This window comes from Thioalkalivibrio sp. ALE21 (genome assembly GCF_003208255.1).
Taxonomy (GTDB): Bacteria; Pseudomonadota; Gammaproteobacteria; order Ectothiorhodospirales; family Ectothiorhodospiraceae; genus Thioalkalivibrio; species Thioalkalivibrio halophilus.
Map to the genome: position 1 here is coordinate 20,570 of NZ_QKMA01000015.1, position 21,480 is coordinate 42,049.

Consider the following 21,480-nt stretch of genomic DNA (forward strand, 5'->3'; position numbering starts at 1 on the left):
AACATGCCCTTCAACATCGGATTGAGCGGACTGAACTCGGCCCAGGCCGACCTGGACGTGACCGGCGACAACATCTCCAACTCGGGGACCACCGGGTTCAAGAAATCGCGTGCGGAATTCGGGGACGTCTATGCGCAGTCCTTCGGCGGGACCTCGCAGACGGCCACCGGTGCCGGTTCGCGCCTGCTGGCGGTGACCCAGCAGTTTAGCCAGGGGCAGACCGAGTTCACCGAGAACGGTCTGGACCTGGCCATCGACGGCGAGGGCTTTTTCCAGCTCAATGATGACGGCAATACGGTCTATTCGCGCGCCGGCGAGTTTCAGGTCGACCGCGATGGCTTCCTGGTGAACAGTCAGGGCCAGAACCTGCAGGGATACATTGTCGAGGACGGTGATACTGACCCGGCAGATCTGGGAGGTGCTCCGGGCGACCTGCAGCTGCAGACCGGCGAGGGTGCACCTCAGGTGACCTCCGATATCGAGGCCCGGCTGAATCTGCAGTCGGATTCCCCCGTGATCGACGGTGGATTCCAGACCGATGACGGCGTGGCCGTCCCCGACAGCTACAACTTCTCCACGTCGCTGACGGTGTACAACGGCCAGGGGGAATCCCAGGACGCGGAGGTCTATTTCACCAAGACCGATGACAACGAGTGGGAGGCCTATGTCTCCGTCAACGGAGAGGTCGTCAACGAGGGTGATCCCAAGCAGCTGGCGTTCGATGGCAACGGCGAGCTGGATTTCGACGCGATGGATGACGACGACGCGACCTTTACCTTCACTCCCGGCGGCAACTTCGAGGATGACCACGAGATCACCATCGATTTCGCCGGAACGACCCAGTACGGCTCCGATTTCGGGGTCAGCGACCTCAACCAGGACGGGTTTGCCCCGGGCACGCTGACCGATATCGATATCGACAACGAGGGCGTGGTGTTTGCGCGCTACAGCAACGGGCAGTCGGACGTGCTGGGCCAGGTGACGCTGGCCAATTTCGATAACCCGCAGGGTCTGGAACAGCTGGGCAACAACAACTGGGCCGAGACCTTCGCCTCCGGCGGGCCCACCCTGAACGCGCCGGGTTCGGGCGGCACCGGGCAGATCCAGGCCGGGGCCCTGGAGGCCTCCAATGTGGATATTGCGCAGGAGCTGGTGAACCTGATCACGGCCCAACGCAACTTCCAGGCCAACTCCCAGACCATCTCCACGGCCGACACCGTGACCCAGACGATCATCAATATCCGCTAGGGCGGTAACCGGAGGATCCTGCGGGAGGTCAAACCATGGACCGTTTTCTCTACATCGCGATGTCCGGGGCCCGGGAGACCGAGCACGCCCAGTCCGTCAACAACCACAACCTGGCGAATGCCAATACCGATGGCTTCCGTCAGGCGCTGGCAACGGCGGATACCGTCCCGGTTCGCGGACCGGTGTACGACACCCGCGACTACGTGCAGGTGGGGACCGAGGCGGCGGACTTCTCCAAGGGCACGCTGCGCAGTACCGGGCGCGACCTCGACGTGGCGATCAACGGCGATGGCTTCATCGCGGTGCAGGGTCCGGACGGTCAGGAGGGCTACACCCGCGCCGGCAATCTGCAGGTGGACGGCTTCGGTCTTTTGCGCACCGCCGACGGCATGCAGGTGATGGGGGACGGCGGCCCGATCGCGATCCCGCCATCGGAGAAGGTCGAGATCGGCACCGACGGGACCATCAGCGTGCGCCCGCAGGGGGCGCCGGCCGATGCGCTGGCGGCAGTCGAGCGCATCCGCCTGGTCAACCCGGACGTGGAGGACCTCGAGCGCGGGGATGACGGCCTCTTCCGCATGGCGGACGGCGGCGAGGCGCCGGCGGACGCCGACGTGACGCTGACCTCCGGCGCGCTGGAGAGCAGCAACGTGAACACCGTGGAGGCGCTGACCCGCATGATCGAGCTGTCCCGGACCTATGAGACGCAGGTCAAGATGATGGACACCGCCAACACGCTGGAACAGAGCAGCAACCGGCTGCTCGGCATGGGCTGATCCGGGGTATCCCGGAGACACCCCGACTGACAGGAGAAACGCCATGAACCAGGCACTGTGGATTGCCAAGACCGGTCTAGACGCGCAGGACACGCGCATGTCGACCGTGTCCAACAACCTGGCCAACTCGAACACGACCGGCTTCAAGAAGGACCGGGCGGTGTTCGAGGACCTGATTTACCAGACCGTGCGCCAGCCCGGCGCCCAGGCCACCCAGGATCAGCAGCTGCCCTCGGGCCTGCAGATCGGCACCGGCGTGCGCACGGTCAGCACCGAGAAGATGTTCGAACAGGGCAACCTGCAGCAGACCGAGAACTCTCTGGACGTCGCCATCGAGGGCGACGGCTTCTTCCAGGTGCTGATGCCCAACGGTGACGTCGGTTACACCCGCGACGGCAGCTTCCAGGTCAATTCCGACGGCCAGGTGGTGATGTCCAACGGCTATCCGCTGCAGCCGGGCCTGTTTGTCCCGGATGATGCCGAGTCGATCGACATCGGCAAGGATGGCACCGTGACCGCGCGCATTACGGGGCAGGCCGAACCGGTGGACCTGGGGCAGATCCAGCTGGCGGACTTCGTGAACCCCGCGGGCCTGGAGGCGGTGGGCGAGAACATCTTCAAGGAGACCGCGGCTTCCGGCGTGGCGCAGCAGGCCAATCCCGGGCTCAACGGCGTGGGCACGGTGATCCAGGGGTCGCTGGAGACCTCCAACGTGAATATCGCCGAGGAGCTGGTGAACATGATCGAGACCCAGCGGGCCTACGAGGTGAACTCCAAGGCCATCTCCAGTGCCGACCAGGCGCTGCAGTTCATCAACCAGACCATCGGGTGACGCCATGAACGCCATGATTCCCGTCGCCTTCCGCCGCATGGCGGTCCCGCTGGTCTTCCTGCTGCTGGGCGGCTGCGCCAGCATGCCGCACGACGAGCGCCCGGGCGATGCGCCCGAGTATCAGGCGGTGGAACCGCCCGAGCCGGTCTCGCAGGCCGAGAACAACGGCAGTATCTTCCAGGCGTCGCAGTCCCAGGGACTGTTCACCGACACCACTGCCAGCCGGGTGGGAGACGTGCTCACCGTGATCCTGGCCGAAAGTACGGATGCGCAGAAATCCTCCTCGACCAGCACCTCCAAGGACTCCGACCTCGACCTCGGCAATCTGGAGGCGTTCGGCGGCGAGGCCACACGCTCCGGGCGTCCCCTGTTCGGCGCCAGCAACAACAGCTCGCGGGAATTCGATGGCGGGGGCGACTCCAGCCAGAGCAATCAGCTCGAGGGCGAGATCACCGTCACCGTGGCCGAGGTGCTGTCCAACGGCAACCTGGTGGTGCAGGGCGAGAAATGGCTGGGCATCAACCAGGGCGAGGAATACGTGCGGCTGCGCGGCATCGTGCGGCCGCAGGACGTGAGCGCCGACAACACAGTGCTCTCCGGCCAGCTCGCGGACGCCCGCATCTCCTACGGCGGGACCGGCTTCATCGCCGACAGCAACACCCCCGGGTGGATCACCCGGTTCTTCAACAGCCCGATCTGGCCTTTCTAGCATAAGGACGAGGTGACGCATGCAGGCAGGAATCCGACAGGCGATGCGCAGGAGGCTTCGGCAAGTCGCGGTGGCGGCCCTCTCCGCCGGGCTGCTGGTCACCCTCGGGGGCCAGGGTGTCTCCGCGCAGACCGCGATTCAGCAGCAGGCCCAGCAACAGGCCGGGGCCCAGCAGGGTGGCTCCGGCATCGTGGAACGGGTCAAGGATCTGGCCAGTGTGTCCGGGGTGCGCGAGAACCAGCTGATCGGGTACGGCCTGGTGGTGGGACTGGACGGCACCGGTGACCAGACCACGCAGACGCCGTTTACCGTGCAGAGCCTCAACAATATGCTCACCCAGCTCGGTCTGAGCCCGGATGAGGATGCCAACCCCCAGCTGCAGAACACCGCGGCGGTGATGGTCACCGCCGACCTGCCGCCGTTCGCCCGGCCCGGGCAGGACATCGACGTCACCGTGTCGTCCATGGGCAACGCCGACTCCCTGCGCGGCGGTACCCTGCTGATGACCCCGCTGAAGGGGGCCGATGGCGAGACCTACGGCATCGCCCAGGGCAACCTGATCGTCGGCGGTTTTGATGCTGAGGGCGGCGACGGGTCCAGCATTACGGTCAACGTGCCCAGTGTCGGGCGAATCCCAAACGGGGCCACGGTGGAACGCGAGGTGCCCACTGCGTTCGCCGAGGGGGACACCGTGACCCTCAACCTCAATCGCCCGGACTTCACCACGGCCACGCGCCTGACCGAGGCGGTCAACGAGACCTTCGGCGCCGGCACCGCCCGGGCCGAGGACGGCTCGTCGGTCACGGTGCGTGCACCGACCGATCCCAGCCAGCGGGTCAGTTTCGTTGCCGAACTGGAAAACCTGCCGGTGGAACGCGGTGAGGCCCCCGCACGGGTGATCGTCAATTCGCGTACCGGCACCGTTGTGATCGGGTCCAGCGTGCAGGTGTCGCCGGCCGCGGTGTCGCACGGTAGTCTGACCGTGACGATTACCGAGTCACCGGAGGTGGTGCAGCCGCTGCCGCTGGCCCCGGGCGAGACCGCGATCCAGCCGGAGACCGACATCGCGATTGAGGAGGAGAACAACCCGATGTTCCTGTTCGACGCGGGAACCTCGCTGGACGAGATCGTGCGTGCGGTGAACAACGTGGGCGCGGCACCCAGCGACCTGGTGGCCATTCTGCAGGCCCTGCGCGAGGCGGGCTCGCTGCGGGCGGAGCTGGTGGTGATCTGATGATCGGACCGAGCGATCAGGGCCGGATGCAGGCCAGTCAGGCGATGGCCTCCGATCCCTCGGGCCTGCACGATCTCACGCGGGCCGCGCAGGGTGGCAGTCGCGAGGGCATGGAGTCGGTCGCGCGCGAGTTCGAGGCCATGCTGGTCGGCCAGATGCTCAAGCAGATGCGCGAGGCCTCGCTGGGCGACGGGATGTTCGAGAACGAACAGACCGAGATGTACCAGGAGATGTTCGATCAGGAGGTCGCGCGTTCGGCCAGCGAAGGCGAGGGTCTGGGGCTGCGCGAGGTGATCATGCGCGAGCTCGAACAGAACGCGCCCACCGATCCCGAGGTGCTGCACGACCCCGAGCGCCTGGACAACCTGGAGGCACCGCGGCGCAACGATTCGCTGCCGCCGCGCCGCGGCATTGATGACGATGCCGGCACGCAGGTCGATCCCGCCGAGGCCCCCGCCGGAACACGGACCGAGACGCCGGCCGAGGCGCCGGCCGCGGTCCCGCAGGCTTCCGAGGCCGGCCGTCCGGAGCCCGTGGCACGGCCGATTGCCGCCGGCGACTGGCCACCGCGCAGCCCGGAGGAATTCGTGAACCGTCTGGGGCCGCTGGCGGAGGAGGCCGCGGAGGAGCTGGGCGTCGATCCATCGGTACTGCTGGCGCAGAGTGCGCTGGAGACCGGTTGGGGCCAGCACATGCCGAGTCGGGGGGACGGTGACCCCAGCTTCAACCTGTTCGGCATCAAGGCCGACCGCTCCTGGGACGGGGATGCGGTGTCGGTGGGAACGCTGGAATTCCGCGACGGCGTGGCCCAGCGCGAGCAGGCCCGCTTCCGTGCCTACGACGGTCCGGAACGGTCGTTCGCCGATTACGTTGATTTCATCCGCAGTAACCCGCGTTACGAAAAGGCGCTGCAGGCCGGCGACGACGCCACCTACGTGCGCGAACTGCAGGCGGCGGGGTATGCGACCGACCCGGAATACGCGGACAAGATCCTGGACCTGCGCGAGCGGGTCGCGCAGGTGCGCGAACCCGTCCATGCTCAAGTTTCGGCGGGACCCGCCGATAACCCGGCCGAGGGGTAGAACATGCGTAACGGTGACAGACTGATCAATGAACCCCGCGGGTCACGGAGGATGGCGTCATGAGCTCCCTCAATATCGGGACGTCGGGCCTGCTGGCCTATCAACGGGCCATCGGCACCACCAGCAACAACATCGCCAATGCCTCCACCGAGGGGTATTCGCGCCAGGATACCTCGCTGGCCAACCGCCCGCCGCAGTTCCTGGGGGGTAACTTCCAGGGCCAGGGGGTGCAGGTCGACAACGTCCGGCGCATCTCCGACGAGTTCGTGAACCGCCAGCTCACCGACGCGACCACCACCGCCGCCGGCGCCGAGACCCGGGTGCAGATCGCCAATCGCATCGATGACCTGCTCGCGGACGAGTCCTCGGGCCTGCAGCCGGTGCTGGACAGCTATTTTGACGCGGCGCAGGACGTCAGCAGCGATCCGACCTCCAGTTCCGCGCGCGAGGTGTTCCGCACCGAGGCCGAATCGCTGGTGGAACGCCTGGGTTCCATTGACAGCCGCCTGCAGGAGCAGCGCGAGATCGTCAATGGCCAGATCGAGACCGGGGTGCAGGAGGTCAACGACCTCGCCGAGTCACTGGCCGACGTGAACCGCGCAATCGTCTCCGGGTCCACCCAGGCCTCCCCCAACGACCTGCTCGACCAGCGTGACCGCCTGGTCAACGAACTGGCCGAAAAGGTGGACGTGCGTACCGTGGAACAAGATGACGGCGCGCTGAACGTGTTCGTCGGCAATGGCCAGTCGCTGGTGCTCGGCGGGGATGCGCGCGAGCTGCGCGCCGAGGCCCTGTCGGGAGACCCCGACCAGCTGGATATCGGCGTGCCCAGCGGTGACGGCACCGCCAGTATCTCGCGGTTCATCCAGGGCGGCGAGCTGGGGGCCCTGCTGGAGACGCGCGGCGGCCTGATCGACGAGGCGCAGAACACCCTCGGCCAGATCGCGCATTCCCTGGGTGAAAGCTTCAACCATCAGAACCAGCTGGGTCTGGACCTCAACGGTGAGCAGGGCGGGCCGATCTTCTCGCTGGGTGAGCCACAGGTGTGGGGTGCGGGGGATCCGAAGCCCGGTGCCAATCCCGAGGTGAGCATCGAGGACGCCTCGGCCCTGACCACCGACGACTATCGCCTGCTGCGTGATGACGAAGGGGAATACGAAGTTCGGCGCGCCTCGGACAACCGGGTTCTGGACGACTTCGAGATCGAGGATGAGGTCCTGCGGATCGATGGGCTGGCGGTGGATCTGTCGGAGCTGGAAGATCAAGACATCACCGGGGAATGGCTGATCCAGCCCACGCGTACCGGCGTCGGGCAGATGGATGTGCTGATGGAGGATGGCGACGAACTGGCGGCTGCGGCGGCCCTGCGGGCCGAGGAGGGCGCGGAAAACGTCGGCTCGGCGCAGGTGAGCGAGATCGCCGCGACGGACCCGGACCCCGATGGTGAGGCGTTTGACGGCAGTATCGACGGGCTGGAGATCACCTTCGACGGGGACGAGTTCGTGCGCTCGGACGGCGAGGAGCTGGAGACCGAGGAGGTGGACGACGGGGTCTATCGCCTCACCGGTGACGGCTGGGAAATGGAGATCCGCGGCACCCCTGAGGAAGACGACAGCTTCCAGGTCTTCACCAACGAGAATCGTGAAGGCGACAACCGCAACATGAAGGCGATGAACGAGCTCGCCGAGGCGGATCAGGTTGAAGGACGCCGCAATTTCGGCGACGCCTACAACAGCCTGATCGCCAGCGTTGGCACGCAGACCCGCCAGGCGCAGGTGGCCGAGGAATCGGCCAGCGCCCAGCTGGACCAGGCGCGTGAGCAGCGCGAGTCGGTATCCGGCGTGAACCTGGACGAAGAGGCGGCGGACCTGCTGCGCTATCAGCAGGCCTACCAGGCCTCGGCGCAGGTGATCCAGATCGGCAACAGCCTGTTCGACAGTCTGCTGGGCGCGGTGCGCGGCTGATGGGCCCGCATCCGAACGACGGTGTACAGAAGTTGACGGGATGCCGCGGCATCCGGGGATGAAACGATGCGCATATCGACCACCCAGATCTTCCAGACCGGGATCGACCAGATCCAGCGCAACCAGTCCGAGATGAACCGGACGTCGCTGCAGCTGGGCTCCGGTGAGCGGATCCTCAGGCCCTCCGATGACCCCAGCGGCGCGACCCAGACCAACCAGTTCGAACGCATCATCAGCGCCACCGAGCAGTACCAGCGCAACATCGACAACGCGCAGCCGCGCCTGAAACAGCAGGAGTCGCTGCTGCAGTCGGGCACCGATGCCCTGCAGCGGGCGCGCGAACTGGTGGTGGCCGGCAACAATGACAGCCAGACCGACGAGACCCGGCGCTACCAGGCGAACGAGCTGCGCCAGCTGCGCGACGAGCTGTTCGAGATCGCCAATACCCGCGATCCCAACGGCGAGTACATCTTTGCCGGGACCAATTCGCTGGAGCAGCCGTTCAAGCAGGACGGCGAGGGCACGGTCCGCTACGAGGGTGCTCAGGGCACCGGCAGCGTGCGTGAGGTCGAGATCTCGCCGACCCGCTCGGTGCCGGTCGGCGACACCGGTGCGGACGTGTTCATGAACGTCGCGGAGAATGACGGCCGCGCCACCGCCGAGGTGGCCAACCGCGAGAATGACAGCTCGCTGGTGATCGACAAGGCCGAGGTGTACGACGTTCGCGAGCTGGACCGCGAGGAGTACACCATCGAGTTCGCGGAGAATGCCGATGGCGAGATGGCCTACAGCGTGCGGGATGCGGATGGAAACACCGTCGACGGACCCGACGGAGAGCCACTGGACGGGCAGCCGTTTGTGTCCGGGGAATCCATCGATTTTGCCGGGCGGTCGGTGACCCTCAGCGGGGATCCTCAGGCCGGTGACGAGGTGCTCTCGCGTCCGGCGGGCAACAAGGACATCTTCTCCACCCTGGATGACATCATCGGCGCACTGGAGGACGGCACCGGTACGCGGGAGAACCGGGCCAGCCTGGCGACCGCCACCAACACCGCCCTGGCTGACCTGGATGCCTCGCTGGAAAACTTCAACGAGACCCGGGCCGACGTGGGCTCACGGCTGAAGACCATGGACGACCAGACCGAGCTCAACGAGGACCGCCTGCTGGATCTGGAAACCGCGGCCTCCGATATCCGCGACCTCGACTATGCCGAGGCCATCAGTCGCTTCAACCAGCAGCAGGTCGCGCTGCAGGCGGCGCAGCAGACCTACAGCGAGACCAGCCGGCTGTCGCTGTTCGATTTCATTTGACGCGCCGCGACCCGGCGGCGACGATGCCGGCGGACCTACACCGAGACCCCTGACATGGCCCAACGCGATTCCACCGGCAAGGGTGTGGCCGGTTCTACCGGGCGCCCGCCGCGCTACCTGCTGATCCTGCTCGGCCTGGCGATCATCTGGGCCGGATTCTGGGGCTGGGTGCAGCTGCAGTCGGGCGAGCCGAAGTCCGTGGAACTGGATGTCGAGGAGCAGCAGGCACTGGACGACAAGCTGCAGGCCCTGGAGCGCACGCGGGAACCGGCCGTGCCGCGTCCGGACGCCGAACGCGGCGGGGCGATCGTGGAACTGGACGACCCGGACGCCGAGCCGCTGATCCCCGAACTCTACGAGGAAGACGACGCCGCGCGCCGGATCGCGTTTTCCGAACGCGAACTCAACGCGCTGATCGCGCGCGATCCGGATCTGGCCAATCGCGTGTCGGTGCGCCTGACCCCGGGGCAGGTCAGCACCCGGGTACGGGTGGATGTCCCCGCCGAGGTCCCGCTGCTGGGCGGACGCACCCTGAACGTCAATTCCGGGGTGCACTTCGAGACCACCGAGGACGAGGGCGTGCGCGCGCGCCTGGTCGGGGTCAGTGTGGCCGGAATCCCGCTCCCGGATGCCTGGCTGGGCGGGCTGAAGGACGAAGACCTGCTGGCCCTGGAACCCTTCCGGGGCCTGCAGGCGGGGATCGAGTCGGTGGAAGTGGACGAGGGGGCGATGACCCTGCAGCTCGCCCCCTGACCCTTCCGGCCCGGACGGATCAGGCCCTGAAGGGTCAGGTGATGACGTCGGGGCTCCGGCGGCCGGTCAGCCCGGGGATATCGCCCAGTTCGCCGGCGGCGTCGATCAGCGGCCGCAGCACTTCCTGAGGATCCAGGTCGAGCCGCTCCGGGGCGGTTTCGTGCTGTTCGATGTACAGGCGCAGCGTTGCTCCCTCGGTGCCGGTGCCCGACAGCCGGAAGACGATGCGCGCACCGCTCTCGAACATCACCCGCAGGCCCTGACCTTCGGCCACTGATCCGTCCACCGGGTCGGTGTAGGCGAAATCGTCGGCGGCCCGGACCGTCTGTCCGGCGAGCGACTGTCCCGGCAGGGTGGCCAGCCGGTCGCGCACGCGATCCATCACCGCCTCGGCGTGTTCACTGCGGATCCCCTCGTAATCGTGCCGGGTGTAGTAGTGCCGGCCGAAACGCTCCCAGTGCTCGCGCACGATGGTCTCCACCGACTGCCGGCGCACGGCGAGCAGGTTAAGCCAGAACAGGACCGCCCACAGGCCGTCCTTCTCGCGCACGTGGTCGGAGCTGGTGCCGAAGCTCTCCTCGCCGCACAGGCGGATCCGCCCGTCGTCCAGCAGGTTGCCGAAGAACTTCCAGCCGGTGGGGGTCTCGTAGCAGGGGATGCCGAGGGCCTCGGCGACGGTGTCCACCGCCTGACTGGTGGGCATGCTGCGGGCGACGCCGCGCAGACCATCGGCGAAGGCCGGAATGTGGTGGGCGTTGGCCGCCATCACCGCGAGGCTGTCGGACGGCGTGACGAAAAAATGCCGCCCGAGGATCAGGTTGCGGTCCCCGTCGCCGTCGGAGGCGGCACCGAAGTCCGGGGCGTCGCGGCCGAACATGGCTTCGCGCAGCAGCCGCGCATGGGTCAGGTTGGGATCCGGGTGTCCGCCGCCGAAATCGCCCAGTGGTTCCGCGCGCAGGATGCTCTCCGGCGCAGCCCCCAGACGGTCCACCAGCAGGGCCTCGGCATACGGGCCGGTCACCGCGTGCATGGCGTCGAAGCGCAGGCGGAAGTCGCCGGCCAGCAGTTCACGGATCGCGTGGAAATCGAACAGCTGATCCATCAGGTCGGCGTAAGCGGCGACCGGGTCGACCACTTCCACGTCCATGCCGTTCAGGGCGGTCGCATGCAGGTGGTCCAGATCCGCGTGCACCGCTTCCTTGAGGATGCGGTAATGGGTGATGGCCTGGCTGCGGGCGTGGATGGCGTCGGTGACCGCGGGCGGAGCCGGTCCGCCCGCTGCGGTGTTGAACTTGATGCCGAAGTCGCCTTCCGGTCCCCCGGGGTTATGCGAGGCGGACAGGATCAGGGCCCCGGTGGCACCGCGGCTGCGGATGAGGTGGCTGGCGGCCGGCGTGGACAGCAGCCCGCCGCGCCCGACCACCACCCGGCCGACGCCGTTGGCGGCGGCCATGCGCAGGATGGTCTGGATCGCCTCGCGGTTGTGGAAACGGCCGTCCCCGCCCAGCACCAGTTCGGCCCCTTCCAGCGCGGGCTGGCTGTCGAATACGGCCTGGACGAAGTTCTCCAGGTAATGCGGCTGGCGGAAGCGGCTGACGCGCTTGCGCAGACCCGACGTGCCTGGCTTCTGGTCTTCGAACGGATGGGTGGTGACGACGCTGATGTCCATGTGCTGCGTGACTCCCCTGACTTTATCCCGACGGTAGCAGAAACGTACGGGGGTGTCCGCTCTGAGCGCCGGGATGCCGGACGGTGGCGGCGCAGGGCTGTTAGACTCCGCCGCCATGTTGCTGGACAGCCGTACCCCCGCGTACCTCCAGCCGCGGCCCGTCACCTTCGCCGCGTTGATGGAGCTCTACGAGGACAACTATCTGCAGTTGCGCCGCCTGTGTCCCGATCCCGCCGCCGTGGGCGGACGGGCCGTATCGCGCGTGGACGGGGCCCTCGATCTTCATCTGGAGGTGCTGGAGCGCACCCGTTACACCACCACGCTGCGCCTGACCTACCGCTTCGGCGAAGGCGACCGGGTGCGCGAGCAGCCGGACGTGCGGGTGCGCATGTTCCACGACGCCCGCCAGGCCGAGGTGCTGGGGCGCTACTGCCGCAGTACCGGGGAAGACCGCATGATCGATACCCTCGCGGGTCAGCCGGGCCTGGGCTGTCGCTGGCGGCACAACCGCTTCCTGTACAAGTGGCTGCGCTACTGCCTGCGCCAGGGGCATCGTTTTGTCGCCGACGGCTCGGCGGCCCCGGCCGCGCCGGTCAGTGGCGAGACCCCGGAGGTCTGAGCGCCGCCCGGATCATCCCGGGGAATAGTCCAGCGGGAGCGCGGTGCGGTCCAGCACCCGGCGCAGCACGAAGCTGGAGTGCACGCTGTCCACCCCCTCCAGCCTTGTGATGCGCCGCAGCAGGAATTCCTGATAGGCATCCATGTCCGGGACCACCACCTGCAGCATGTAGTCGGCTGCCTGGCCGGTGATCAGGTAGCAGCGCTGGACCTCGGGGTAGGTGGCCACCGTCTCCTCGAAATGGGCGAAACGTTCCGGGGTGTGCCGATCCATGCCGATATGGATCAGCGCGGTCAGCTCCAGGCCCAGGCGCCGACGATCCAGCAGCGCGACACGCTGCAGGATGATCCCCGCATTCTCCAGCGCGCGTACCCGACGCAGGCAGGGTGACGGACTGAGCCCCACGCGCTCGGCCAGCGCCTGGTTGGAGATGCCGGCGTCCTCCTGCAGGATCTCGAGGATGTGGCGGTCGTAGCGATCGAGGCGGTGCAGTTCGTTTTCCATGAGCCGAATCTTGCGCGCACGGGCCATCCGGCGCAATCTCGTGGCGAAAAGAAAGCGGCATGGGGGTAATTCGCAATTCCCTGCGGCGAACTCTGCGTTATTCTGTTGTCCCAAGAAGAAAGCCGTAAGTATCCGGATTCAGGAGACCGATCGTCATGAGTTTCGATCACACCAAGTACGCCCCCTTCCCGCCGATCGACAAGGCGGACCGGCGCTGGCCGGCGCAGCGCACGACCGCGGCCCCGCGTTTCTGCGCGGTGGACCTGCGCGATGGCAACCAGGCGCTGGTGCACCCGATGAGCGTGGAGCAGAAGATGCGCTTCTTCGAGGTGCTCGTGGACATCGGGCTCAAGGAGATCGAGATCGGCTTCCCGGCCGCTTCGCAGATCGACTTCGACTTCACCCGCCGACTGGTGGACGAGCAGCGCATCCCCGAGGGCGTGTACGTACAGGTGCTGACCCAGGCGCGCGAGGATCTGATCGCGCGGACCTTCGAGGCCCTGGAGGGCGCGCCGCGCGCGGTGGTCCATGTGTACAACTCCACCAACCCGGCGCAGCGCGAGCAGGTCTTCCGCATGGACCGCGACGGCATCCGTGGCATCGCCGAGAACGGCGCGCGCTGGGTGCGCGACTACGCCGCGAAGTACCCGCAGACCGACTGGATCTTCCAGTACTCGCCGGAGAGCTTCTCCACCACCGAGCTGGACTACGCGGTCGAGGTGGTCGACGCGGTGACCGCGATCTGGCGCCCGGATCGGGGCCAGAAGGTGGTCATCAACCTGCCGGCCACGGTGGAGTCGGCCACGCCCAACGTGTTCGCCGACCAGGTGGAGTGGTTCTGCGACCACGTGCAGCACCGCGAACATATCTGCGTGTCGCTGCATACGCACAATGACCGCGGCACCGGCGTGGCCGCGGCCGAGCTGGGCCTGCTGGCCGGGGCGGACCGCCTGGAGGGCACACTGTTCGGCAATGGCGAGCGCACCGGCAACATGGACCTGGTCACCGTCGGCATGAACCTGTATTCGCAGGGCATCGACCCGACCATCGACCTGTCCGACATGGAGCGGTTGATGGAGGTGTACAAGGAATGCACCGACATGCCGATCCATCCGCGCCATCCGTGGGCGGGCGAGCTGGTCTACACCGCGTTCTCCGGCAGCCATCAGGACGCGATCCGCAAGGGTCTGGCGCATTACCGCGAGCATGGTGGCCACTGGAACGTGCCCTACCTGCCGATCGACCCGGGCGACCTGGGCCGGCGTTACGAGGAAGTGGTGCGCATCAACTCGCAGTCCGGCAAGGGCGGGGTGACCCACGTGCTGGAGCGCGACTACGGCATCGAGCTGCCGCGCTGGCTGGCGGTGGAGTTTGCCCGCATCGTGCAGCAGGACGCCGAGGCCTCCGGCGAGGAAGTGACCTCGCAGCGCATCCACGAGCTGTTCGAGAAGCACTACCTGGCGCCGGTGCCGGGCTGGGATCTGGTGCGCTACGAAATGGAGAAGGAAGGCCCGGTGGTGCGCCTGGATGCCACCGTGGGCCCGCCCGGACAGGAGACCCGCCTGAACGGGGCCGGCCACGGCGCGGTGGAGGCGCTGGCCGAGGCGCTGCACGCCAGCCGCGGCGTGGAGGTGCGCGTCAGCCACTTCGACGAGCACGCGGTGGAGGCCGGGACCGAGGCGCGCGCGATGGCCGCGGTGGATGTCTCGGTGGACGGCGAGCGCTCGGTGGGCGTGGCCCTGGGGGAGGACACCACGGCCGCGACCCTGCAGGCGGTCCTGAACGCCGCCGGCCGGCGCCTGGGTCACGAGGCCCCGCGCATTCCGGATGCGGTTATGGCCGCGGCCAGCGCCTGACCCCCCCCCCCCCCGCCGCAGACGGCCCGAGCGATCGTGGTGCCGCGGTCGCAGGGGCTTCATGGCAAACCCCGTGTCGCACGAGCGGCACGGGGTTTTTTGGTGGTCTGGCGCCCGTGTTCCGGTGAGTGGTCTACCTTCGATAAAGCGGCCGGGGGCCGCGCAACGGCGGGAGGTGGAACATGAAACGGTGGATTCTGTTTTTGCTGCTGCTGGGCTGGACTCCGAGCCTGATGGCTTCGGCGCCGGATGCGGCGCCGGAACCGGAACTCGATCGCGAAACGCTTCAGCAGATGGTACGGCACAGCGCCGAGGTGTTCCGGATCGAGGACGGGGTGAGCGTCGAGGAGGCGGTGGAGTCAATGCAGCTGCGGGCCAATCTGCGCAACTTTCAGGAAGTGGCGAACCTGCCGCTTTCCGAGCAGGTGACGGCCATGGGCGGCGAGGGCAACTACATGCGCATACTGGCGTTCTGTGATGCCCTGATCGCGAATCAAATGGTGCAGCACGACATCATCTTTGCCAGTTTCCTGCCGTGTCGCATCGCGGTGGTGGAGGACGACGAGGGCCAGGGCTGGATCGTGACCACCAACATGGACATGATGATGCATGCCACGGATCTGCCCGAGGATCTGGAAGAAGTTGCCCGCGAGGTGAGAGACACCATCTACAGCATCGTCGAAGCCGGCCGCACCGGCGATTTCTGAGCATGAGTCGACGGCCACGGCGGGGTGCGCGTTGCCCCGCCGTGGCGTAATGCGGCGTTCATGCTTTTTCTCTACACTCCCCGCCGCGATGAGCAAGGCGGCCCCCAGGGAAACACTGATCCATGTACACGCTCGCGTTGGCACCCCGGGTTTCCCGGACAAGGCGCGGTGCGCAGCCGGTAGTGGTTCTACCGGCAAGGGCCGCAACGCAGGATCGGGGAACCCGGGGTGCCAACCCCGAAGGGGCTCGGCCGCTTTGGCGCGCGCACGGCGTTGCGGCTGCCTTGTGCAGAATGACTGCATGGCGGTCGCCGCGCCTTGTTCGCACGCAAAAGCGACTCGAGCGCGAGCGTGTACATGAATCAGTGTTTCCCTGGTCCCGATTCTGACGCTTCGCCGGTACTCGGCGTGGGCGCCTACGCGCGCATCACCGCGAACTACTGGGCGTTCACCATCACCGACGGCGCGATCCGCATGCTGGTCGTGCTGTTCTTCCACCAGCTGGGCTACAGCCCGCTGGAGATCGCCTTCCTGTTCCTGTTCTACGAGCTGTTCGGGGTGGTCACCAACCTGACCGGTGGCTGGCTGGCCGCGCGGCTGGGGGTGAACATCACGATGATCGGCGGGACGCTGTTGCAGGTAGCGGCCCTGTTGATGCTCACGGTGCCCGAGGCCTGGCTGGGGGTGGCGTACGTGATGTTCGCGCAGGCCCTGTCGGGGATCGCCAAGGACCTGAACAAGATGAGCGCGAAATCCGGCGTGAAGCTGGTCGCCGGCGACGGCGAAGGGCGTCTGTTTCGCTGGGTCGCGGTGCTCACCGGCTCCAAGAACGCGCTGAAGGGGGTCGGTTTCTTCGTCGGTGGGGCGCTGCTGTACTCGATCGGATTCCAGCTGGCGCTGGTGGTCCTGGCCGGGATGCTCGCCTTGGTGATGCTGTTCTCGGTGGTCGGGCTGCCGCGTGGCCTTGGCAAGGTCGGCGGCAAGCCGAAGTTCACCCGGATGTTCTCCAACTCCAGCACGATCAACGTGCTGTCGGCCGCGCGCTTTTTCCTGTTTGGCGCGCGCGATGTCTGGTTCGTGGTCGCGCTGCCGGTGTTCCTGAGCGCGACCCTGGACTGGAACCACATGCAGGTGGGGGCGTTTCTGGCGCTGTGGGTGATCGGCTACGGCATCGTGCAGGCCTCGGTGCCGCGCCTGCTGGGCAGGGGCGGGGTGCATCCGACCGGGCTGACCGCGCGCCTGTGGGCGTTCGTTCTGATGCTGCTGCCGCTCGCCATCGTGATCGGCCTGGAGGCCGGCCTGGACCCGGCGTGGGTGCTGATGGTCGGGCTGGGCCTGTTCGGCGTCGTGTTCGCCATCAACTCCGCCGTGCACTCCTTCCTGATCCTCGACTACGCCGAGGCCGACCGCGTTGCGATGAAGGTCGGCTTTTACTACATGGCCAATGCCGGGGGGCGTCTGGTCGGGACCGTCGCCTCCGGTGCCATCTTCATGCTCTGGGGGCTGGAGGGGGCGCTTGTGGCCTCCACGCTGTTTGTCTTTGCCGCCTGGATGATTTCCTCGGCGCTGCCGCGCGAGGCCCTGCACGCCTGAACGAACGCCCGTGCCGAGCACGGTATGGCTCTGGTGCGCTCACACCTGTTGTGGGATCCTGCGCTGTCAATATCCATTCGAAGGGGAAGCGGGTGGCCGATCATCGAGGCTACATGACGCACGGCCACCTTCCGGTTCCGCTGCCGCGACCGTCACCCTGGACTGCGGCGTTCGCCGACGATGCGCTGGAGGCGCGGTTCCGCAGCGAGCGATCCCGCGGGATGCGAGTGACGTTTCTGGTGGTGCTCGCACTGATCCTGGCGATGCTGGCGGCGCTGGTGCCGCTGGATCTGGCGCAGCTGGAAGGCGGGTGGCTGGAAGTGGCGTTCGTGTTGCGGGGGGTATTCGCGGCGATGCTGCTCGGGGCGGCTCTGAGCGTATGGCGCTGGCCGGAGGGCCTGCTGACCATCGCGCCGCTGACGGGGCTCGGGGTAGCGTTGCTGACGCTGGCCCTGACTTTCGTCCACGGACTGGAGCACTCCAGTCCGGTCCTGGATACCAGCCAGTTCGCCTTTGTCGGGATGGTGTTCGTGCTGCTGTTGCCTAACACCGGGCGCTGGCGCTGGGGCCTGACCGGAGTTCTGCTGCTGGCGACGTGGGCGGTTGCGCTGGGCAAGACCGACGATGTGCAGGGGAGCGAGGCCCATCTGGCGGGACTGTTCGTCTCCTTCGTGCTGCTGGTCCTTCTGGCCATCGCCCATCGCGAGGACGTGCTGCGGCACTGGCAGTTTGCGGCGCTTGACCGGCTGGTGCGCATGTCCACCACGGATCCGCTGACCGGAGTGGCCAACCGGCGCGGATTCTTCGATGCCGCCGAGGCGGCCCGCCATCGCGCGCTTCTGGAGGAGGAGCCGCTGACGGTCGTGCTGCTGGATCTGGACCACTTCAAGGGCGTGAACGATCGTCACGGTCATGCAGTGGGCGACGAGGTCCTGCGCAGCGTGGCGCGCGTGCTCAGAGATACCCTGAAGCCCGGGGAGACCCTGGCGCGGCTCGGCGGTGAGGAGTTCGGCGTGCTGCTGCCGGGGATGTCCCTGGAGCAGGCGGAAAAGCGCGCCCAGGGCCTGCGCTCGGAGGTTCAGGCCCTTTGCGTACAGAGCGGGAGCGCGGTGGTGCGCATGACCGCGAGCGTGGGGGTCGCCGCCTGGATGCCGGAGGAGTCGATCGATGCGGCCCTCGGTCGGGCGGATCTGGGCATGTACGAAGCCAAGTCCGCCGGACGCAACTGCGTGCGCGCGGCTGCCGGAGACGCCGCCAGACCCATGGCCAACTGAGCCGTGTCAGGCGGGCGGGCCGGAACCCTCCAGTTTCTCGATCACCGCCTGCAGGGCCCGCGAATGGTAGCGCGCGGCATGACGCACCCAGCCCAGTGAACGCAGGACGGGCGGCCCGGGCCAGTCGAGCACCGCGAGCTCCTCGGTGGCCATGTCGCGCGGGAGAAAGCCGATGCCGAGGCCGGCGGCGATCATCATGCGGATGACCTCCAGATAGGGACTCTCCTGGGCGGCGGCCGGGCGCAGCTCCGCCGTGGCCAGGGCCTGTTCAATCCGCCGACGGGTGGTGGAATCCACCGGGGGAAGGATGGCCGGCCAGTCCCGCAGGCGCGCGAGGATGTCGCCGGGCGTACGGATGGCCTGCGCGCGGGCGATCATGGGCACCAGTTCGTCGGTCCACACGGTCCGGGCCTCGATTCCGTCGGGCAGCGACTCGGGCAGCGTGGCGAGGGCCAGGTCGGCGTCGCCGTGCAGCACGGCCTGGATACCCGCTTCGGAGTCCATGAATGCCAGCTCGAGTTCGAGGTCCGGGTAGTGCCCGCCCAGCGCGGCCAGCGGGTCGGGCAGGCGGTGCAGCGCGATGTGATGGGAAGTGGCCAGGCGGATGCGACCGCGTACCACGGTGTCCAGATCGGCGATCTGCTGTTCGATCGCACGCAGCCGGGCGAGGATCTCGCGCGCCTCGGGCAGCAGGCGTTCGGCCACCTCGGTCGGGCGCACGCGCCGTCCCTGGCGCTCGAACAGCGGGCGTTCCAGGGTGGCCTCCAGGGCCTGAATGCGCTTGCTGATCGCTGGTTGCGTCAGGTGCAGACGTTCGGCTGCGGCGGAGAACGCACCCGTGTCGACCACCGCGACGAAGGCCTGCAGGGATTCGACACTCAGTTGTTCCGGGCGCATGCCTGTCTCTCCGGGGGTTGCGTGCGATAATGGCCGATTCGATGGCGGAATCCGGCTCGTCTGCCGCCGATGGATAACCGCATGGAATGATACGGATAAGAAATCGGATTTGAAAGAATATCGCGGCAGCCGCAGAGTGACGATGTGATCGGTAGGCCCGCCCGTAGGAGGCCAGCCCTCTGGCCGATTTGCCCCAACGTCGAATCGGCCAGAGGGCTGGCCTCCCACAGGGGGCTTTTACGGCCGTTCAGCGAAGATATGGCTCGGAATATCGCGGCGCGGCCGCGGGAGTGAGGAATGGCAGGCAAGACCCTGTACGACAAGTTGTGGGAGGCGCATGTGGTACGCGAGGAGCCGGATGGCTCCACGCTGCTCTACATTGATCGCCATCTGGTGCACGAGGTGACCAGTCCGCAGGCCTTCGAGGGTCTGCGCCTGGCCGGGCGCAAGCCGTGGCGCGGCGATTCCGTGCTGGCGGTGCCGGACCACAACGTGCCCACCACCAACCGCGATGCCGGGATCGAGGATCCGGTCTCGCGCACCCAGGTGGAGACGCTGGAGAGCAACGTGTCCGGCTTCGGGCTGAAGTTCTTTCCGATGGCCGACGTGCGCCAGGGCATCGTGCACGTGATCGGCCCGGAACAGGGCGCGACCCTGCCGGGGATGACCGTGGTCTGCGGCGACTCGCATACCTCCACGCATGGCGCGCTGGGCGCGCTGGCCTTCGGCATCGGCACCTCCGAGGTGGAGCATGTGCTGGCCACGCAATGCCTGTGGCAGAAAAAGACGAAGGCGATGCAGATCCGCGTGGAGGGCGAGCTGCGCCCGGGCGTGACCGCCAAGGATATCGTGCTGGCGATCATTGGCCGTATCGGCACCGCGGGCGGCACCGGCTATGCGATCGAGTTTGCCGGGTCGGCGATCCGCAGCCTGTCGCTCGAGGGGCGCATGAGTATCTGCAACATGTCCATCGAGGCCGGGGCCCGCGCGGGCATGGTGGCGGTGGACGAGAAGACCATCGAATACGTGCGTGGCAAGCCGCAGGCGCCCACCGGCGAGATGTTCGAACGCGCGGCCGAGTACTGGCGTACGCTGGTTTCCGACCCGGATGCCGAGTTCGACGCGGTGGTGGAGCTGGATGCCGCCGGGATCGCCCCGCAGGTCAGCTGGGGCACCTCGCCGGAGATGGTCGCGCCGATCGACGGCCGCGTGCCGGACCCCGCAGCCGAGTCCGACCCGGTACGTGCCGAGGGCATGCAGCGCGCGCTGGAATACATGGATCTGCAGCCGAATACGCCGATGACCGAGATCCGCCCGGACAAGGTGTTCATCGGCTCCTGCACCAATTCGCGCATCGAGGACCTGCGTGCTGCCGCCGAGGTGGTGAAGGGCCGCAAGAAGGCCGATAACATCAAGCTGGCGATGGTGGTGCCGGGCTCCGGGCTGGTGAAACAGCAGGCGGAGCAGGAGGGGCTGGACCGCATCTTCCTGGATGCCGGCTTCGAGTGGCGCGAGCCGGGCTGCTCCATGTGCCTGGCGATGAACGCCGACCGCCTGGAGCCGGGCGAGCGCTGCGCCTCGACCTCGAACCGCAACTTCGAGGGCCGCCAGGGGCAGGGCGGACGTACGCATCTGGTCAGCCCCGCGCTGGCGGCCGCGGCGGCCGTCGCCGGGCATTTCATCGAACCGTCCGAGCTGGAGGGCTGAGCGATGCAGGCCTTTACCGTGCACAAGGGGATCGTCGCGCCGCTGGACCGCTCCAACGTCGATACCGACGCGATCATCCCCAAGCAGTACCTGAAGTCGGTGAAGCGCACCGGCTTCGGCCCCAACGCGTTCGACGACTGGCGCTACCTGGACCCGGGCGAGCCGGGCATGGACCACTCGCAGCGCCAGCCGAACCCCGACTTCGTGCTCAACCGGCCGCCGTATGACCAGGCGACCATCCTGCTGGCGCGCAAGAACTTCGGCTGCGGTTCCTCGCGCGAGCACGCGGTGTGGGCGCTGACCGACTTCGGCTTTCGCGCGGTGATCGCGCCGTCGTTCGCCGACATCTTTTTCTCCAACAGCTGCAAGAACGGGCTGCTGCCGGTGGTGCTGGCCGAGGACGAGGTGCAGAACCTGTTCGAGCAGGTCGAAGCGAATCCGGGCGCGCAGGTCGAGGTCAACCTGGAAGAGATGACCGTGACCGCGCCGGACGCTACGGTGTTCCGCTTCACGCTGGATGAGGACCGCCGCCACCGCCTGCTGCACGGGCTGGACGACATTGCCCTGACCCTGCAGTTCGCGGACGATATTCGTGCCTATGAAGAACGCCTGCGGCAGGAACGCCCGTGGATGGTGGAATAACGGTCTGGCCGACCGGGCGCCGGGACGGGGTTACCCCCGTAGGAGGCCAGCCCTCTGGCCGATCGGGCGCCAGGACAGGCTCCATCGGCCAGAGGGCTGGCCT

At 67.4% G+C, this 21,480-nt stretch carries 19 protein-coding genes; 16 read left to right on the plus strand and 3 right to left on the minus strand.

Going from position 1 to position 21,480, the window contains the following annotated elements; all coding sequences use genetic code 11:
* The first annotated feature begins 3 nt into the window (after window positions 1-3).
* The 9 genes from flgE to D893_RS11130 all read left to right on the plus strand — a co-directional run bounded on the left by flgE (window position 4) and on the right by D893_RS11130 (window position 9,909).
* Window positions 4-1,248 carry a flagellar hook protein FlgE gene (flgE, locus tag D893_RS11090; protein WP_110619827.1) on the plus strand — a complete coding sequence of 415 codons (1,245 nt, stop codon included), beginning with the start codon at window positions 4-6 and terminating at the stop codon, window positions 1,246-1,248.
* Between the two features lie 35 nt (window positions 1,249-1,283).
* Entirely contained in the window at window positions 1,284-2,024 is a 741-nt protein-coding gene (gene flgF, locus D893_RS11095; RefSeq protein ID WP_110619828.1) for a flagellar basal-body rod protein FlgF, read from the plus strand.
* 43 nt (window positions 2,025-2,067) lie between these two features.
* Window positions 2,068-2,856, plus strand: coding sequence for a flagellar basal-body rod protein FlgG (gene flgG, locus D893_RS11100; RefSeq protein WP_018945711.1), 789 nt, complete (start codon window positions 2,068-2,070; stop codon window positions 2,854-2,856).
* 82 nt (window positions 2,857-2,938) lie between these two features.
* Window positions 2,939-3,565: a flagellar basal body L-ring protein FlgH gene (gene flgH / locus D893_RS11105; protein ID WP_246863919.1), complete on the plus strand. Its 627-nt coding sequence runs from the start codon at window positions 2,939-2,941 to the stop codon at window positions 3,563-3,565.
* Window positions 3,566-3,584: 19 nt separating this feature from the next.
* Window positions 3,585-4,799 carry a flagellar basal body P-ring protein FlgI gene (locus D893_RS11110; protein WP_026288828.1) on the plus strand — a complete coding sequence of 405 codons (1,215 nt, stop codon included), beginning with the start codon at window positions 3,585-3,587 and terminating at the stop codon, window positions 4,797-4,799.
* Complete coding sequence (gene flgJ, locus D893_RS11115; protein ID WP_110619830.1) at window positions 4,799-5,881, plus strand: flagellar assembly peptidoglycan hydrolase FlgJ; 1,083 nt, start codon at window positions 4,799-4,801, stop codon at window positions 5,879-5,881. Before D893_RS11110 ends, flgJ begins: the two co-directional genes overlap by 1 nt.
* A 59-nt stretch (window positions 5,882-5,940) precedes the next feature.
* Window positions 5,941-7,845 carry a flagellar hook-associated protein FlgK gene (flgK, locus tag D893_RS11120; RefSeq protein ID WP_110619831.1) on the plus strand — a complete coding sequence of 635 codons (1,905 nt, stop codon included), beginning with the start codon at window positions 5,941-5,943 and terminating at the stop codon, window positions 7,843-7,845.
* 66 nt (window positions 7,846-7,911) lie between these two features.
* The gene (flgL, locus tag D893_RS11125) at window positions 7,912-9,156 is read left to right on the plus strand and encodes a flagellar hook-associated protein FlgL (protein ID WP_018945716.1); all 1,245 of its coding nucleotides are present in this window, start codon (window positions 7,912-7,914) and stop codon (window positions 9,154-9,156) included.
* A gap of 54 nt (window positions 9,157-9,210) precedes the next feature.
* The gene (locus tag D893_RS11130) at window positions 9,211-9,909 is read left to right on the plus strand and encodes a hypothetical protein (protein ID WP_018871212.1); all 699 of its coding nucleotides are present in this window, start codon (window positions 9,211-9,213) and stop codon (window positions 9,907-9,909) included.
* 34 nt (window positions 9,910-9,943) lie between these two features.
* On the opposite strand, the gene D893_RS11135 is transcribed toward D893_RS11130, so the two are convergent.
* The gene (locus D893_RS11135) at window positions 9,944-11,578 is read right to left on the minus strand and encodes an alpha-D-glucose phosphate-specific phosphoglucomutase (RefSeq protein WP_110619832.1); all 1,635 of its coding nucleotides are present in this window, start codon (window positions 11,576-11,578) and stop codon (window positions 9,944-9,946) included.
* A 115-nt stretch (window positions 11,579-11,693) separates the two neighbouring features.
* Here D893_RS11135 and D893_RS11140 point away from each other — a divergent pair, with 115 nt between their 5' ends.
* Window positions 11,694-12,197 carry a DUF1249 domain-containing protein gene (locus tag D893_RS11140; protein WP_018871210.1) on the plus strand — a complete coding sequence of 168 codons (504 nt, stop codon included), beginning with the start codon at window positions 11,694-11,696 and terminating at the stop codon, window positions 12,195-12,197.
* Between the two features lie 12 nt (window positions 12,198-12,209).
* On the opposite strand, the gene D893_RS11145 is transcribed toward D893_RS11140, so the two are convergent.
* Window positions 12,210-12,701 (minus strand): Lrp/AsnC family transcriptional regulator, encoded by a 492-nt coding sequence (locus D893_RS11145; protein WP_110619841.1) that lies wholly within the window; start codon window positions 12,699-12,701, stop codon window positions 12,210-12,212.
* 155 nt (window positions 12,702-12,856) lie between these two features.
* On the opposite strand from D893_RS11145, the gene D893_RS11150 reads away from it, so the two are divergent.
* The 4 genes from D893_RS11150 (at window position 12,857) to D893_RS11170 (ending at window position 18,131) form a co-directional block, all read left to right on the plus strand.
* On the plus strand, window positions 12,857-14,557 hold the full coding sequence (locus D893_RS11150) for a 2-isopropylmalate synthase (protein WP_077243465.1): 1,701 nt from the start codon (window positions 12,857-12,859) through the stop codon (window positions 14,555-14,557).
* 182 nt (window positions 14,558-14,739) lie between these two features.
* Window positions 14,740-15,264, plus strand: coding sequence for a DUF302 domain-containing protein (locus D893_RS11155; RefSeq protein WP_077243464.1), 525 nt, complete (start codon window positions 14,740-14,742; stop codon window positions 15,262-15,264).
* A 357-nt stretch (window positions 15,265-15,621) separates the two neighbouring features.
* On the plus strand, window positions 15,622-16,857 hold the full coding sequence (arsJ, locus tag D893_RS11165) for an organoarsenical effux MFS transporter ArsJ (RefSeq protein ID WP_077243463.1): 1,236 nt from the start codon (window positions 15,622-15,624) through the stop codon (window positions 16,855-16,857).
* A 92-nt stretch (window positions 16,858-16,949) separates the two neighbouring features.
* A complete protein-coding gene (locus tag D893_RS11170) occupies window positions 16,950-18,131 on the plus strand; it encodes a GGDEF domain-containing protein (RefSeq protein WP_110619833.1) in 1,182 nt (393 codons plus the stop codon).
* A 6-nt stretch (window positions 18,132-18,137) separates the two neighbouring features.
* On the opposite strand, the gene D893_RS11175 is transcribed toward D893_RS11170, so the two are convergent.
* Window positions 18,138-19,028: a LysR family transcriptional regulator gene (locus D893_RS11175; RefSeq protein ID WP_110619834.1), complete on the minus strand. Its 891-nt coding sequence runs from the start codon at window positions 19,026-19,028 to the stop codon at window positions 18,138-18,140.
* A gap of 297 nt (window positions 19,029-19,325) precedes the next feature.
* Between D893_RS11175 and leuC the strand changes: the two genes are divergently transcribed.
* Both leuC and leuD read left to right on the plus strand, forming a co-directional pair.
* A complete protein-coding gene (leuC, locus tag D893_RS11180; RefSeq protein ID WP_018945725.1) occupies window positions 19,326-20,735 on the plus strand; it encodes a 3-isopropylmalate dehydratase large subunit in 1,410 nt (469 codons plus the stop codon).
* 3 nt (window positions 20,736-20,738) lie between these two features.
* Complete coding sequence (leuD, locus tag D893_RS11185; RefSeq protein ID WP_077243459.1) at window positions 20,739-21,377, plus strand: 3-isopropylmalate dehydratase small subunit; 639 nt, start codon at window positions 20,739-20,741, stop codon at window positions 21,375-21,377.
* Window positions 21,378-21,480 lie beyond the last annotated feature (103 nt).